The 12,796-nt window shown below is 71.7% G+C and carries 9 protein-coding genes; 7 read left to right on the top strand and 2 right to left on the bottom strand.

All coding sequences use genetic code 11. The features are described 5' to 3' along the window. Positions 1-75: 75 nt before the first annotated feature. The 3 genes from D9V36_RS31395 to D9V36_RS31385 all read left to right on the top strand — a co-directional run bounded on the left by D9V36_RS31395 (position 76) and on the right by D9V36_RS31385 (position 3,880). Positions 76-1,749, top strand: coding sequence for a glycoside hydrolase family 13 protein (locus tag D9V36_RS31395; protein WP_129296735.1), 1,674 nt, complete (start codon positions 76-78; stop codon positions 1,747-1,749). A gap of 24 nt (positions 1,750-1,773) precedes the next feature. Further along, positions 1,774-2,826, top strand: a complete 1,053-nt coding sequence (locus D9V36_RS31390) for a LacI family DNA-binding transcriptional regulator (RefSeq protein ID WP_129296734.1) — start codon at positions 1,774-1,776, stop codon at positions 2,824-2,826. Between the two features lie 217 nt (positions 2,827-3,043). After that, a complete protein-coding gene (locus D9V36_RS31385; protein ID WP_129296733.1) occupies positions 3,044-3,880 on the top strand; it encodes a phosphatase PAP2 family protein in 837 nt (278 codons plus the stop codon). 94 nt (positions 3,881-3,974) lie between these two features. Here D9V36_RS31385 and D9V36_RS31380 read toward each other — a convergent pair whose 3' ends face one another. Next, positions 3,975-6,998 (bottom strand): bifunctional [glutamine synthetase] adenylyltransferase/[glutamine synthetase]-adenylyl-L-tyrosine phosphorylase, encoded by a 3,024-nt coding sequence (locus D9V36_RS31380; protein WP_129296732.1) that lies wholly within the window; start codon positions 6,996-6,998, stop codon positions 3,975-3,977. A 28-nt stretch (positions 6,999-7,026) separates the two neighbouring features. After that, entirely contained in the window at positions 7,027-8,388 is a 1,362-nt protein-coding gene (gene glnA / locus D9V36_RS31375; protein ID WP_018090204.1) for a type I glutamate--ammonia ligase, read from the bottom strand. A gap of 331 nt (positions 8,389-8,719) precedes the next feature. Between glnA and D9V36_RS31370 the strand changes: the two genes are divergently transcribed. The 4 genes from D9V36_RS31370 to D9V36_RS31355 all read left to right on the top strand — a co-directional run bounded on the left by D9V36_RS31370 (position 8,720) and on the right by D9V36_RS31355 (position 12,757). Beyond that, a complete protein-coding gene (locus tag D9V36_RS31370; protein WP_129296731.1) occupies positions 8,720-9,046 on the top strand; it encodes a hypothetical protein in 327 nt (108 codons plus the stop codon). Next, positions 9,043-9,990, top strand: a complete 948-nt coding sequence (locus tag D9V36_RS31365; protein WP_129296730.1) for a WXG100 family type VII secretion target — start codon at positions 9,043-9,045, stop codon at positions 9,988-9,990. Before D9V36_RS31370 ends, D9V36_RS31365 begins: the two co-directional genes overlap by 4 nt. Positions 9,991-10,016: 26 nt before the next feature. After that, complete coding sequence (locus D9V36_RS31360) at positions 10,017-10,661, top strand: hypothetical protein (protein ID WP_129296729.1); 645 nt, start codon at positions 10,017-10,019, stop codon at positions 10,659-10,661. A 464-nt stretch (positions 10,662-11,125) separates the two neighbouring features. Next, on the top strand, positions 11,126-12,757 hold the full coding sequence (locus tag D9V36_RS31355) for a multicopper oxidase family protein (protein ID WP_129296728.1): 1,632 nt from the start codon (positions 11,126-11,128) through the stop codon (positions 12,755-12,757). The last annotated feature ends 39 nt before the right edge of the window (positions 12,758-12,796 follow it).

Genomic DNA, 12,796 nt, shown 5'->3' with positions numbered 1-12,796 from the left:
ACCGTCACCCCGCGCCCGCCCGAGCGTTGATTCCTTGAAGGCACCGACGCCTCTTGACCTCGACAGGGACGGCAGATGACCCAGGAGCTCACTTCCCCCAGCCCCGCCCCCCAGGCCGCCGGACCGGGCCGAGGTCCCGGATGGTGGCGCGACGCCGTCATCTACCAGGTCTACGTGCGCTCCTTCGCCGACAGCGACGGCGACGGCATCGGCGATCTGCGCGGAATCCGCGAACGGCTGCCGTACCTCAAGGACCTGGGGGTGGACGCCGTCTGGCTCACCCCCTTCTACGCCTCACCGCAGGCCGACGGCGGCTACGACGTCGCCGACTACCGCACCGTCGACCCGCTCTTCGGCACCCTCCAGGACGCCGGCGAACTCCTCCGCGACGCCCATGACCTGGGCCTGCGGGTGATCGTCGACATCGTCCCCAACCACACCTCCGACCGGCACCCGTGGTTCACCGACCCGGCGCTCGCCCGGCAGCGCTACCTCTTCCGCCCCGGCAAGGGCGAGGGCGGCGAACTCCCGCCCAACGACTGGGAGTCGGTCTTCGGCGGCCCGGCCTGGACCCGCACCGACCGGGGCGACTGGTACCTGCACCTCTTCGCCCCCGAGCAGCCCGACCTGAACTGGGAGAACCCGGAGGTGCACGCCGAATTCGAGGCCATCCTGCGCTTCTGGCTCGACCTCGGGGTGGACGGCTTCCGGGTCGATGTCGCGCACGGCATGATCAAGGCCCCCGGCCTGCCGGACATCGGCCACGGCGCCCAGGCCCAGCTCATCGGCAGCCAGGTCCTGCCGTTCTTCGACCAGGACGGCGTGCACGCCATCCACCGCGCCTGGCGCCGGCTGCTGGACGGCTACGGCGACGCCCGCGGCAAGCAGGTCATCGGCGTCGCCGAGGCCTGGGCCCCCACCCCGGAACGCCTCGCCCTCTACGTACGCCCCGACGAGCTCCACCAGGCCTTCAACTTCCAGTTCCTGAACGCCGCCTGGCAGACCGACGCGCTCCGCTCGGTGATCGACGCCTCCCTCGCCGCCACCGCCTCGGTCGGCGCCCCCACCACCTGGGTGCTGTCCAACCACGACGTCGTACGCCACACCACCCGCCTCGGCGGCAGCCTCGCCCGCGCCCGCGCCGCGAGCCTGCTGATGCTGGCACTGCCCGGCTCCGCCTACCTCTACCAGGGCGAGGAGTTGGGCCTGCCCGAGGTCACCGACCTGCCCGACGAGGTCCGCCAGGACCCGGCGTTCTTCCGCGGCGGCCGGGCGACCGGCGCAGCGGGCCCCGGCACCGACACCGAGTCCGCCCCGGACGGCGTCGCCTCCACCAGCGGCCAGGACGGCTTCCGCGACGGCTGCCGGGTGCCGCTGCCCTGGTCCGGCGAGGCGCCGCCGTACGGCTTCGGGCCCGGCGGCAGCTGGCTGCCGCAGCCCGCCGACTGGGGCGGCCTCACCGTCGCGGCCCAGACCGGCGACCCCGCCTCCACCCTGGAGCTCTACCGCGCCGCCCTCGGTCTGCGGCGCCGGCTGCCGGGCCTGGGCGACGGCGCGATGAGCTGGGCGCCCGCCCCCGACGGGGTGCTCGCCTTCACCCGCCCCGGCGTGCTGTGCACCGTCAACACCCTGGGGCACGACATCGAACTCCCCACCCCCGGAACACCGCTGCTCTCCAGCGCCCCGGTGACCGCCGACGGCGCCGCCGCCCGCCTCCCCGGGGACAGCTGCACCTGGTGGGCAATCTGACAGCAGACCGGTACAGTCCCACCCATGACCGCCCGGCTCTCCGATATCGCAGCACAGGCGGGTGTCAGCGAAGCCACCGTCAGCCGGGTCCTCAACGGGAAGCCCGGCGTCTCCGCCACCACCCGCCAGTCCGTGCTCGCCGCCCTCGACGTGCTGGGCTACGAGCGTCCGGTGCGGCTGCGGCAGCGCAGCGCGGGCCTGGTCGGGCTGATCACCCCGGAGCTGGACAACCCGATCTTCCCGGCCTTCGCGCAGGTCATCGGGCAGGCGCTGACCCGCCAGGGCTACACTCCGGTCCTCGCGACGCAGACGCCGGGCGGCTCCACGGAGGACGAGCTGACCGAGATGCTGGTCGACCGCGGGGTGGCCGGCATCATCTTCGTCTCCGGGCTGCACGCCGACACCTCCGCCGATATGCAGCGCTACGAGCAGCTGCGCGGCCAGGGCGTGCCGTTCGTCCTCATCAACGGCTTCTCCGACAAGGTGCAGGCGCCCTTCGTCTCCCCCGACGACCGGGCCGCGGTGGATCTCGCGGTCACCCACCTCGGCGCGCTCGGCCACCGGCGGATCGGGCTGGCGCTCGGCCCCCAGCGCTTCGTGCCCGTGCAGCGCAAGATCGAGGGCTTTGTGCGCGCCATGCAGGAACGGCTGCAGACCGGCCCGGCCGAGACCGAGCCGTTCATCCAGCACTCCCTCTACACACTGGAGGGCGGCCAGGCCGCGGCGGGCGCGCTGATCGAGCGGGGCGCCACGGCCCTCGTCTGCGCCAGCGACATGATGGCGCTCGGCGCGATCCGGGCGGCCCGGCAGCGCGGGCTCGACGTCCCGCGCGAGATCTCCGTGGTCGGCTTCGACGACTCCCCGCTCATCGCCTTCACCGATCCGCCGCTGACCACGATCCGGCAGCCGGTCACGGCCATGGGGCAGGCGGCCGTGCGCGCGCTGCTGGAGGAGATCGGCGGCACCCCGGCCCCGCACAGCGAGTTCGTCTTCCACCCCGAGCTGGTGGTACGCGGCTCGACCGCCTCGGCCCCGAAGCCGGCCGCCCGGATCCCTAGGCCGCTGCGGACTCCTTGAGGGCTGCCCGAGGGCCGGCCGAGGACTGACTCAGGCCTGACCGAGGCCTGACCGAGGCCTGACTGAGGCCTGACTGACGCCTGCCCGAGGGCTTCGCGAGGGCTGCTTCCCCCAGAATTGCGGGGGTCGCGCGTCCCTCTTGAGACCGATATGCGGCTTCGAATACCCGACCGAAGGATGATCGCCGGTACGCCCCTTTCTGGCAGACTGTCTGACTATGGGTGAAGCGAATACGAGGACGCTGGACGGCCTGCCGACCACCCCGCCACCCAAGGGGGAACGCGCGGACCACCCGGTGCCCGAGAGGCGGATGGCCCGTCTGCGCGTTCCTCGCACCCCCCGGCTCTGGTTCGAGATCCTGCTGATCGCGGTCAGTTACTGGACCTACTCGCTGATCCGCAACGCGGTGCCCGAGCAGAAGGCCAAGGCCCTGAGGAACGCCGACTGGATCTGGCAGGCGGAGCACTCCCTCGGCATCGCCGTCGAACACACCGTCAACCACGCCGTGAACTCCGTGACATGGCTGATCGTCACGATGAACTACTACTACGCGACACTGCACTTCATCGTGACGATCGGCGTGCTGGTCTGGCTCTACCGCCGGCACCCCGGCCGCTACGCCGCCGCCCGGCTGGCCCTCTTCGCCACCACCGGCATCGCCCTGCTCGGCTTCTACTTCTACCCGTTGGCGCCACCCCGGCTCATGCCGGACGGCGGCTTCATCGACACCGTCGTCCACCACGGGACCTGGGGCTCACTGGCGTCCGGCAACCTGGCCTCGATGTCCAACCAGTACGCCGCGATGCCGTCGATGCACATCGGCTGGTCCCTGTGGTGCGGCCTCACCATCGCGCTCCTCGCTCGGCACCGATGGGCCAAGACTCTCGGCCTGCTCTACCCCGCGACGACCCTCCTGGTCATCGTCTCCACCGCCAACCACTTCTGGCTGGACGCGATGGGGGGCGTCCTGTGCCTCGCCTTCGGCTTCGGGGTGGCGTGCGTGTGGTACGGGGCGGCACCGCACCGGCTTGCGCGAGCCGCTGCGCTTGGCTGACGTCCCACGTTCTTGGCTTTGCCGCCGTGGGGGTTGCTCGCCGTTGCGCCTGGCGGCGGGACAGCCAAAAACGACCCGAGGCAAAGCCCCATGGCTACGCCCCGTAAAACAGCTGTTCCACGACGCCCCGCGCCCGCCTCGTCACTCGGCGGTAGTCGTCGATCATCTCGCCGATGTGGCCTTCCTCGTAGCCCAGGTAGCGTCCTACGGCCGCCAACTCGCGGCCGTCGACGGGGAAGGTGTCGCCGGGGCGGGCGCGGACGACCATGACGGCGTTGCGTACGCGGGCCGCGAGGACCCAGGCCTCGTCGAGGGTCTGGGCGTCCTCGGTGCCGATCAAGCCGGCGGCGTGGGCGGCCGCCAGTGCCTCGCGGGTGCGGGTGGTGCGCAGGCCGGGGACTTCCCAGCCGTGCTGCATCTGGAGGAGTTGGACCGTCCATTCGACGTCGCTGAGGCCGCCGCGGCCGAGCTTGGCGTGGGTGGTGGGGTCGGCGCCGCGGGGCAGCCGCTCGGCCTCCATCCGGGCCTTGAGCTTGCGGATCTCGCGGACCGCGTCGTCGCCCAGGCCCTCGGCCGGATAGCGCAGCGGGTCGATCAGCTCGATGAACCGCTCCCCCAGTTCGGCGTCGCCCGCGACCGGTTCGGCGCGCAGCAGGGCCTGCGACTCCCACACCAGCGACCAGCGCCGGTAGTAGGCCGCGTACGAGGCGAGGGTCCGTACCAGCGGGCCCGACCTGCCCTCCGGGCGCAGGTCGGCGTCAATGGGCAACGGCGGGTCGGAGGAGGGGAGTTCGAGCAGCCGGCGCATCTCGTTGGCGACGGCGTGGGCGGCCTTGGCGGCCTCCTGTTCGTCGGCGCCCTCGCGCGGCTCGTGGACGAAGAGGACGTCGGCGTCCGAGCCGTAGCTCAGCTCGCGGCCGCCGAAGCGGCCCATGCCGATCACCGTGAAGCGGGTGGGCAGGGTGTCGCCCCACTGCTGGCGGACCGCGGCGCGCAGGGCGCCGGCGAGGGTGGCGGCGTTGAGGTCGGAGACCGCGGAGCCGACGGCGTCGACGGAGCGGCCGTGGTCGGTGTCCGCGGGGCTGAATTCGGTGCCGTACGCGCCGATGACGTCCGCGGCGGCCGTGCGGAACAGCTCTCTGCGGCGCACTCCGCGGGCCGCCGCGACCGCCGCTTCCGCGCCGTCCGCACGGCCGACGGCGGCCAGCACCTCCTGTTCCAGCGCGGCCCGGCCGCGTGGCTGCAGCCCGTCGGGGGCGCCGAGCAGCGCGACCGCCTCGGGGGCGCGCAGCAGCAGGTCGGGGGCGAGGCGGCCGGCGGAGAGCACCCGGGCGAGGTTTTCGGCGGCCGCGCCCTCGTCGCGCAGCAGCCGCAGGTACCAGGGCGTCTTGCCGAGGGCGTCGGAGACCTTGCGGAAGTTGAGCAGTCCGGCGTCCGGGTCGGCGGAGTCGGCGAACCAGGCCAGCAGCACCGGCAGCAGGGTGCGCTGGATGGCGGCCTTGCGGGTCACGCCGGAGGCCAGTGCCTCCAGGTGCCGCAGCGCGGCCACCGGGTCGGCGTAGCCGAGCGCTTCGAGGCGGTGTCCTGCGGCCCGGGCGGAGAGCCGGGTCTCGCCGGGCTCCAGGGTGGCGACGGCATCGAGCAGCGGACGGTAGAAGAGCTTTTCGTGCAGCCGGCGCACTTCCCTGGCGTGCCACTTCCACTCCTTGCGGAGGGTGTCGACCGGTTCGGTCCGCAGGCCCAGCGAGCGTGCCAGGCGCCGCTGTTCGCCCTCGTCCTCGGGCATCAGATGGGTGCGGCGCATCCGGAAGAGCTGGATGCGGTGCTCCAGCGTGCGCAGGAAGCGGTAGGCGGCGTCCAGGGCCGCGGCGTCCTGGCGTCCGACGTAGCCGCCGGCGGCCAGTGCCGCCAGGGCGTCGAGGGTGGTGGCGCTGCGCAGCGTGGCATCGCTGCGGCCGTGCACCAACTGCAGGAGCTGGACGGCGAATTCGACGTCGCGCAGGCCGCCGGGGCCGAGCTTGAGTTCGCGCTCGACCTGGGCCGCGGGGATGTTCTCGACGACCCGGCGGCGCATCTGGCGCACATCGGCGACGAAGTTCTCCCGCTCGGCGACCTCCCACACCATCGGCGCCAGCGCGTCCACGTACTCCTGGCCGAGCTGCAGGTCACCGGCCATCGGGCGGGCCTTGAGCAGCGCCTGGAACTCCCAGGTCTTGGCCCAGCGCTGGTAGTAGGCGAGGTGGCTGGTCAGGGTGCGCACCAGTGGTCCGTTGCGGCCCTCGGGGCGCAGGTTGGCGTCCACCGGCCAGATGGTGCCCTCGACGGTGTTGTCCGAGCACAGGCGCATCATCCGGGCGGCGAGCCGGGTCGCGGCCTGCAGCGCCTGGGCCTCGTCCACGCCCTCCTTGGCCTCGGCGACGAAGATGACATCGACGTCCGAGACGTAGTTCAGCTCCCGGCCGCCGCACTTGCCCATGCCGATGACGGCCAGCCGGCACACCGCGGCGTCGCCGGGCGCCTCCTCGTAGCTGACCTCCAGGGCGGCCCGGACCGTGGCGGTGGCCAGGTCCGCCAGCTCGGCCGCGGCCTCGGCGACATCGGTCGTGCCGCACACATCGCGGGCGGCAATGCCCAGCAGGGAGCGGCGGTAGGCGGTGCGCAGCGCGTCGGCGCGCGGCCGTTCGGCGTTCTGCCCGCCCCAGATGCCCTCGGCGAGCGCCAGCTCGAACTCGGGGGTGGTGGGGTGCAGGTCGACCGATTCGTAGGTGACCAGCGACTGCCAGTCGCGGGGGTGCCTGACGAGATGGTCGGCAAGCGCCTCGGAGGCGCCCAGCACCCCCAGCAGCCGGTCGCGCAGCGGTTTCGCCGCCACGATGGTGCTCAGCAGCGTCTGCTGCTCGTCCGCTTCCTGTGCCTCCACCAGCCGGACCAGGCTGTGCAGTGCCAGGTCCGGGTCGGCGGTGGCGCCCAGGGCTTCGAGCAGCACCGAGTCATCACGTACGGAGGCGAGTTCGGGGGCGTCCAGCAGCGCCCCGGCCGCCGAGGGGTCGGTGAAACCGTGCCTCAGCAGCCGGGTGTAGGTGCTGCTCCGCCGGCCCTGCGGAGCGGGAAGTGCCATGGGTGCAGCCTCTCGGTGGCGCGGTGGCTCAGAGCACGGGCAGCATCTTGCGCAGCTCGAAGGCGGTGACCTCGGAGCGGTACTCCTCCCACTCCTGTTTCTTGTTGCGGAGGAAGAAGTCGAAGACGTGCTCGCCGAGGGTCTCGGCGACGAGTTCGCTGCGCTCCATCAGCTCGATGGCCTCGCCGAGGTTCTGCGGCAGCGGCTCGATGCCCATCGCCCGGCGCTCGGAGTCGGACAGCGCCCAGACGTCGTCATCGGCGCCGGCCGGCAGCTCGTAGCCCTCCTCGATGCCCTTGAGGCCGGCCGCGAGCAGCACCGCGTAGGTGAGGTAGGGGTTGGCGCCGGAGTCGATGGAGCGGACCTCGACCCGGGTGGAGCCCATCTTGCCTGGCTTGTACATCGGGACGCGGATCAGGGCGGAGCGGTTGTTGTGGCCCCAGCAGATGTACGAGGGGGCCTCGCCGCCGGCGCCCGCGGTGCGGTTGGCGCCGCCCCAGATGCGCTTGTAGGAGTTGACCCACTGGTTGGTGACGGCGGAGATCTCCCCGGCGTGCCGCAGCAGTCCGGCGATGAACGAGCGCCCGACCTTGGAGAGCTGGTACTCGGAGCCGGACTCGTGGAAGGCGTTGCGGTCGCCCTCGAAGAGGGAGAGGTGGGTGTGCATGCCCGAGCCCGGGTATTCGGAGAACGGCTTGGGCATGAACGTCGCCTGGACGCCCTGCTCCAGGGCCACCTGCTTCATGACCAGCCGGAACGTCATGATGTTGTCGGCGGTCGAGAGGGCGTCGGCGTAGCGCAGGTCGATCTCCTGCTGGCCGGGGGCGCCCTCGTGGTGGCTGAACTCCACCGAGATGCCCATCGACTCCAGCATCGTGATCGCCTGGCGGCGGAAGTCCATGCCGACGTTCTGCGGGGTGTGGTCGAAGTAGCCCGAGGAGTCACCGGGGGTCGGCCGCTGGCCGTCCACGGGCTTGTCCTTGAGCAGGAAGAACTCGATCTCCGGGTGGGTGTAGAAGGTGAACCCGAGGTCGGAGGTCTTGGCCAGGATGCGCTTGAGGACATAGCGCGGGTCGGCGTAGGAGGGGGAGCCGTCCGGCATCAGGATGTCGCAGAACATCCGGGCGGTGCCGGGGGCCTCGGCGCGCCAGGGCAGGATCTGGAAGGTGCCGGGGTCCGGCTTGGCGATCATGTCGGACTCGTACACCCGGGCGAACCCCTCGATGGCCGAGCCGTCGAAGCCGATGCCTTCGTCGAAGGCCTGCTCCAGCTCCGCGGGAGCCACCGCCACGGACTTGAGGAAACCGAGGACATCGGTGAACCACAGCCGTACGAAGCGGATGTCGCGCTCCTCGAGCGTTCGGAGCACAAACTCCTGCTGCTTGTCCATGGGTCACCAATCCTTGCAGGTCAATCGGCCTGTCCACACGCGCCGGATCACGCGACGTGGCACACCAGTATCACGTGAGGGGGTTACCGTCACATTACGCACCCTTGGCCTGAAGCAGAACCGCCGTCCCGTAACCCTCACCCCAACCCTCACCCCGCATCCTTCCCGCGGCGAGCGGGCTCAGCGCAGCGGACGGGGGCAAACGGGGGGCTTGGCGGAGTCTTGAAGCGGGCCTGGGCGGTCGTTGACCCGGTGTTGAAGGCTCCGTTCCCTGCCCTTCCTAGGGTGGCTCCGGACAGTGAACGGCCCGGAACAACGGGGAGACGGGGACATGGGGCAGGGCTTCCAGACCGATCCGGACGCGATATTCAGCTGCGCGTCCGGCACGGAACGTCAGCACGAAGAGGTGCCGCGTATCGCGCGGCTGCTGGAACACGTGGAGATTCCCGCGGGGGCCTTCGGCAAGCTGCCCGAGTCCGATGAGCTGCACGCGGCGTACAACGAGCATGCGAGTGCGGCACGGCAGGATCTCCATGACATCGCGGAGTTGCTGGTGGGGGCTGTGGAGAGCCTGCGGGCGACGGCCGGACACTACGTCGCCAACGAGTACGCCACCCGGGACGGCTTCGGCGCGGGCGGCGGGAGCATGCCGGTATGACGGTCACCGACGCCTACGCCTGGGTCAACAGGGAGATCGAGAAGCTCCCGGACATCCCGGAGATCCACCAGAACGAGGAGCACGGCATCGATGCCGGGCTCGACGACGCCATCCGGTGGTTCCTGGACAAGGTCGGGCTGATGGACAAGCTCGAAGAGGTCACCGGCATGCCGACGCAGCTCACCGCCGCCGCTCAGGAGTGGCGCGCACAGGCCGCGGCACTGCACAAGGTGGCGGACGGACTCCGGCAGGCCGCCCGCCCGCTGCCCGACAGCTGGGCGGGCGATGCCTCGGACGGCTTCGGGCGCGGTATGGGCAAGATCGTCGAGGCGATCGACGGCACGGCCAAGGAGATGGGCGAGACGGCGCACATCCTCAGTCAGGCCGCCGCGGAGTCCAAGTTCGCCGAGGACGCCATCGTCGAGATCATCCGTGAGGCGATCGAGTGGGCGGCGGTGACACTGGCCGCGATGGTGGTCACCGACATCCTGACGCTCGGGCTGGCCACGGTGGTGGACGGGCTGGTGGCGGAGGCGGAGGTGGCCGTCTTCCTGGGCCGGGTGGAGCGGGTCTCCGCCAAACTGGCCACGACGCTTCGCAAACTGATGGAAGCCGTCAAGAAGTTCAAGGCCGGGAAGAAGTCCTGGGCGGCGTTCAAGGAGGCACGCGTGGCCGCCGGCGCCCTGCGCAAGTCGGGCGGCGCCTTCGGCGAGGGCGCCTACCGCACCAGGGACTGGTGGGCCCACCACCTCGTGACCGGCCAGATCGCCGGCCACGGCTCGAAGCCGCTCATCGGCTCCGTCACCGGCCTCACCGGGGATTTCGCGGGGCCCGCCACACAAGCGGCCGAGCACTTCGGCAAGGAGGCTCTGAGCGGCGACGGTCCGAAGGAGCCGAAGCCCTACCACGTCCCCAAGGGCAGCATCGAGGACACCTTCGGATGAGCGCCGGGGCAAGGAGAATGACGGACATGCACCCCACCCCCGTCGTCCCGGAGCAGGATGCCTGGCTCCTCGCACACAGCTCGGCTCATCTGCGGCCCGGGGAGGTGCTGTACGGCGCCCTGCCGGTGAAGCTCGACCCGCTGGTGCCCGACCGCATCCCGAAGCGCTGCCGGCGGCCGAAGCCGGAGGCCGAGGAGAGGGCCCGCTTCAAGGGGTGGGGGCGGATCTTCCTGCCCGTCTCCGCCGTCATGTGGGTGTGTTCGCTTCCGGCCGGCCTGCTGGAGCGGGGCGCCCACCACACCTGGTACGGGATCCGCCGGATCTTCCGCGGCCGGACCTGGGAAGGCGGCTGGGACAGCGCCGCCGGGTGGTTCGTGGTCACCACCCGGACGGGCGCCGACGACATCCTCGGCTATGACGAGTACCGGCTCGCACTCGCCCGCACCGACCAGCGGCTGCTGCTGCTGAGCCATCCCGCGCTGCCGGAGCGGGAGGCGGCGCAACTGCTCGGCGAGGTGCCCCGCGGGCGGTTCGCCCTGCGGCCCGAGCCGCATCCCGCGCGCCACACCTACCGGGTGGACATCGCCTTCCCCGACGGGTCCTGGCTGGCGCTGGAGGCCGCGGAGCGGGAACAGGTGCCGCAGCTCAGCGGTCTGCTGTCGGCCCGCTGAGCGCGGCCTTCCCCCGCTCGGCGGACGGCCTCGCCCTCCTCCGCCCGGTGGACGATGCCGCCGCGTCCTGACGCGGCTCCGCTCACCCTCCGGACGGCGCGACGGCACTCCGTTCGGCGGGCCACCGCGAGACCCATACCCCTCGGGGGTAGATTGCGGCAAGCGGACCTCCTCCCGCGTCCGCCGGTCCGCCGTCCGTCGAGAGGTCCGCGATGCAGGAACAGGGCAAGACCGCCGCGTGGTACGGCCGGTTGCTGCTGTTCACCGCGGTGCCTGCTGGCCTCGTCACCCTCCGGACGTCCCGGCACCCCGTGATATCCGGGCCGCCGCGCCCCACACTCCCCGCCTGACCGTCGGTACCGCGCGTGCAGGAGCACGCCCCGCCGCCGACGCCCACCGGAGCCCGCGGCAGTGCCCTCACCCCGCCCAGATCACCACCGACATCGTCTCGAGGTGTTTCTCCCATGCGTACGCACTCCCGCCGCGCCCTGCTCGGCGCAGGTCTCGCCGCCGCCGGCAGCGGCCTGCTGCCCGCCTGCGCCACCGGCAGGACCGGCTCCGGCCCGCACTCCGGTATGGACGGAATGAACGGCATGGCCCCGTCCACCGCTCCGGACGGCCGCCCCCCGTCCGGCTATGTGTCCCCGCACGGCCCGGAGGTCGCCGAGGCCGAGCGCAGGCGGGGTGCGGGCCCGTTGCGCCGCTTCGCGCTGACCGCCGGGATCAGCCGGTTCGACCTGGGCGGCCGTACCGTCGAGACCTGGGCGTACAGCGATGCGCTGCCCGGCAAGATCATGCGCGTGGACGCGGGCGACCGGATCGCGCTGACCCTCACCAACCACCTTCCGCAGTCCACGACGCTGCACTGGCACGGGCTGACGGTGCGCAACGACATGGACGGCGTCCCCGGGGTGACCCAGCGCTCCATCCGGCCAGGCGGCACGTTCGACTACCACTTCGCGGTCACCACCCCCGGCACCCACTGGGTGCATCCGCACTCCGGTCTCCAGCTGGACCGCGGGCTGTACGCGCCCCTGATCGTCGACGACCCCAGGGAAGCGCTCTCCTACGACAAGGAGTGGATCGTCCTGCTGGACGACTGGGTCGACGGGGTCGACGGCAGCACACCCGAAGACGTGCTCAAGCAGTTGCACGGGGGCGTGGACCGCGGGCCCATGAGCCACGGCGAGACGGAGATGGGCCACCCGCGGAGCAGCGGCCGCGCAGCCCGCGGCGCGGTCGTCCCCTCCGACGGCCCGTCGCGGATGCTCAAGGGCGCCCGGAGCAGGCTGCTCGGCCATGACGCGGGGGACGTGGACCACCCCTACCACCTCGTCAACGGCCGCACCTCCCGTGACCCGCGGACCTTCCGCGCCAAGCCCGGCGACCGCATCCGGATCCGCTTCATCAACGCGGGCAGCGAGACCGCCTATCGCGTCGCACTCGGCGACCACCGGATGACCGTGACGCACACCGACGGCCTGCCCGTCGAGCACGCCGAGACCGATGCGCTGCTCATCGGGATGGCCGAGCGCTACGACGTCCTGGTCACGGCCGGGGACGGCGTCTTCCCGCTCACCGTGCTCGCCGAGGGCAAGGGGCGCTCCGCGCTGGGCCTGCTGCGCACCGGGGGCGGCGAGGCGCCCGGCCCGTCCGCCCGGCCCAGGAGCCTGTACGGCAGGATCATGACGGCGGACCGGCTCAGCGCGGCCGAGTCGGTGCGGTCCCTGTCGCGCCGCCCCGACCGCACCATCGAGATGACCCTCACCGGGACCATGGAGAAGTACGACTGGGCGATCAACGGGAGCCCGTACACGCCCTCGCAGCGGTATCCCGTCGAGGCCGGTGAGCGGGTCCGGATCATCTTCCGCAACCACACCAGGATGTGGCACCCCATGCATCTGCACGGGCACACCTTCAACCTGCCCAACGGCGGGCCCCGCAAGGACACCACGATCCTGCTGCCCGGCCGCAGGGTGGACGTCGATTTCCACGCCGACAACCCCGGTCTGTGGATGGTCCACTGCCACAACATCTACCACTCGGAGTCCGGGATGATGACGATCCTCGGCTACCGCAAGAAGCACAGGCAGTAAGGGAAGCCGCGGCCCCGGAGGGTGAGGGAAGGGCGGCTC

Origin of the sequence: Streptomyces lydicus, assembly GCF_004125265.1 — a bacterium.
GTDB classification, from domain to species: domain Bacteria; phylum Actinomycetota; class Actinomycetes; order Streptomycetales; family Streptomycetaceae; genus Streptomyces; species Streptomyces lydicus_C.
This window is presented reverse-complemented; position numbering and strand designations above follow the sequence as displayed.

Excerpts from the sequence above, each read along its gene's own strand:
- D9V36_RS31395 (WP_129296735.1), top strand. The coding sequence starts at position 76 with ATGACCCAGGAGCTCACTTCCCCCAGCCCCGCCCCCCAGGCCGCCGGA.
- D9V36_RS31390 (WP_129296734.1), top strand. The coding sequence starts at position 1,774 with ATGACCGCCCGGCTCTCCGATATCGCAGCACAGGCGGGTGTCAGCGAA.
- D9V36_RS31385 (WP_129296733.1), top strand. The coding sequence starts at position 3,044 with ATGGGTGAAGCGAATACGAGGACGCTGGACGGCCTGCCGACCACCCCG.
- D9V36_RS31380 (WP_129296732.1), bottom strand. The coding sequence starts at position 6,998 with ATGGCACTTCCCGCTCCGCAGGGCCGGCGGAGCAGCACCTACACCCGG.
- glnA (WP_018090204.1), bottom strand. The coding sequence starts at position 8,388 with ATGGACAAGCAGCAGGAGTTTGTGCTCCGAACGCTCGAGGAGCGCGAC.
- D9V36_RS31370 (WP_129296731.1), top strand. The coding sequence starts at position 8,720 with ATGGGGCAGGGCTTCCAGACCGATCCGGACGCGATATTCAGCTGCGCG.
- D9V36_RS31365 (WP_129296730.1), top strand. The coding sequence starts at position 9,043 with ATGACGGTCACCGACGCCTACGCCTGGGTCAACAGGGAGATCGAGAAG.
- D9V36_RS31360 (WP_129296729.1), top strand. The coding sequence starts at position 10,017 with ATGCACCCCACCCCCGTCGTCCCGGAGCAGGATGCCTGGCTCCTCGCA.
- D9V36_RS31355 (WP_129296728.1), top strand. The coding sequence starts at position 11,126 with ATGCGTACGCACTCCCGCCGCGCCCTGCTCGGCGCAGGTCTCGCCGCC.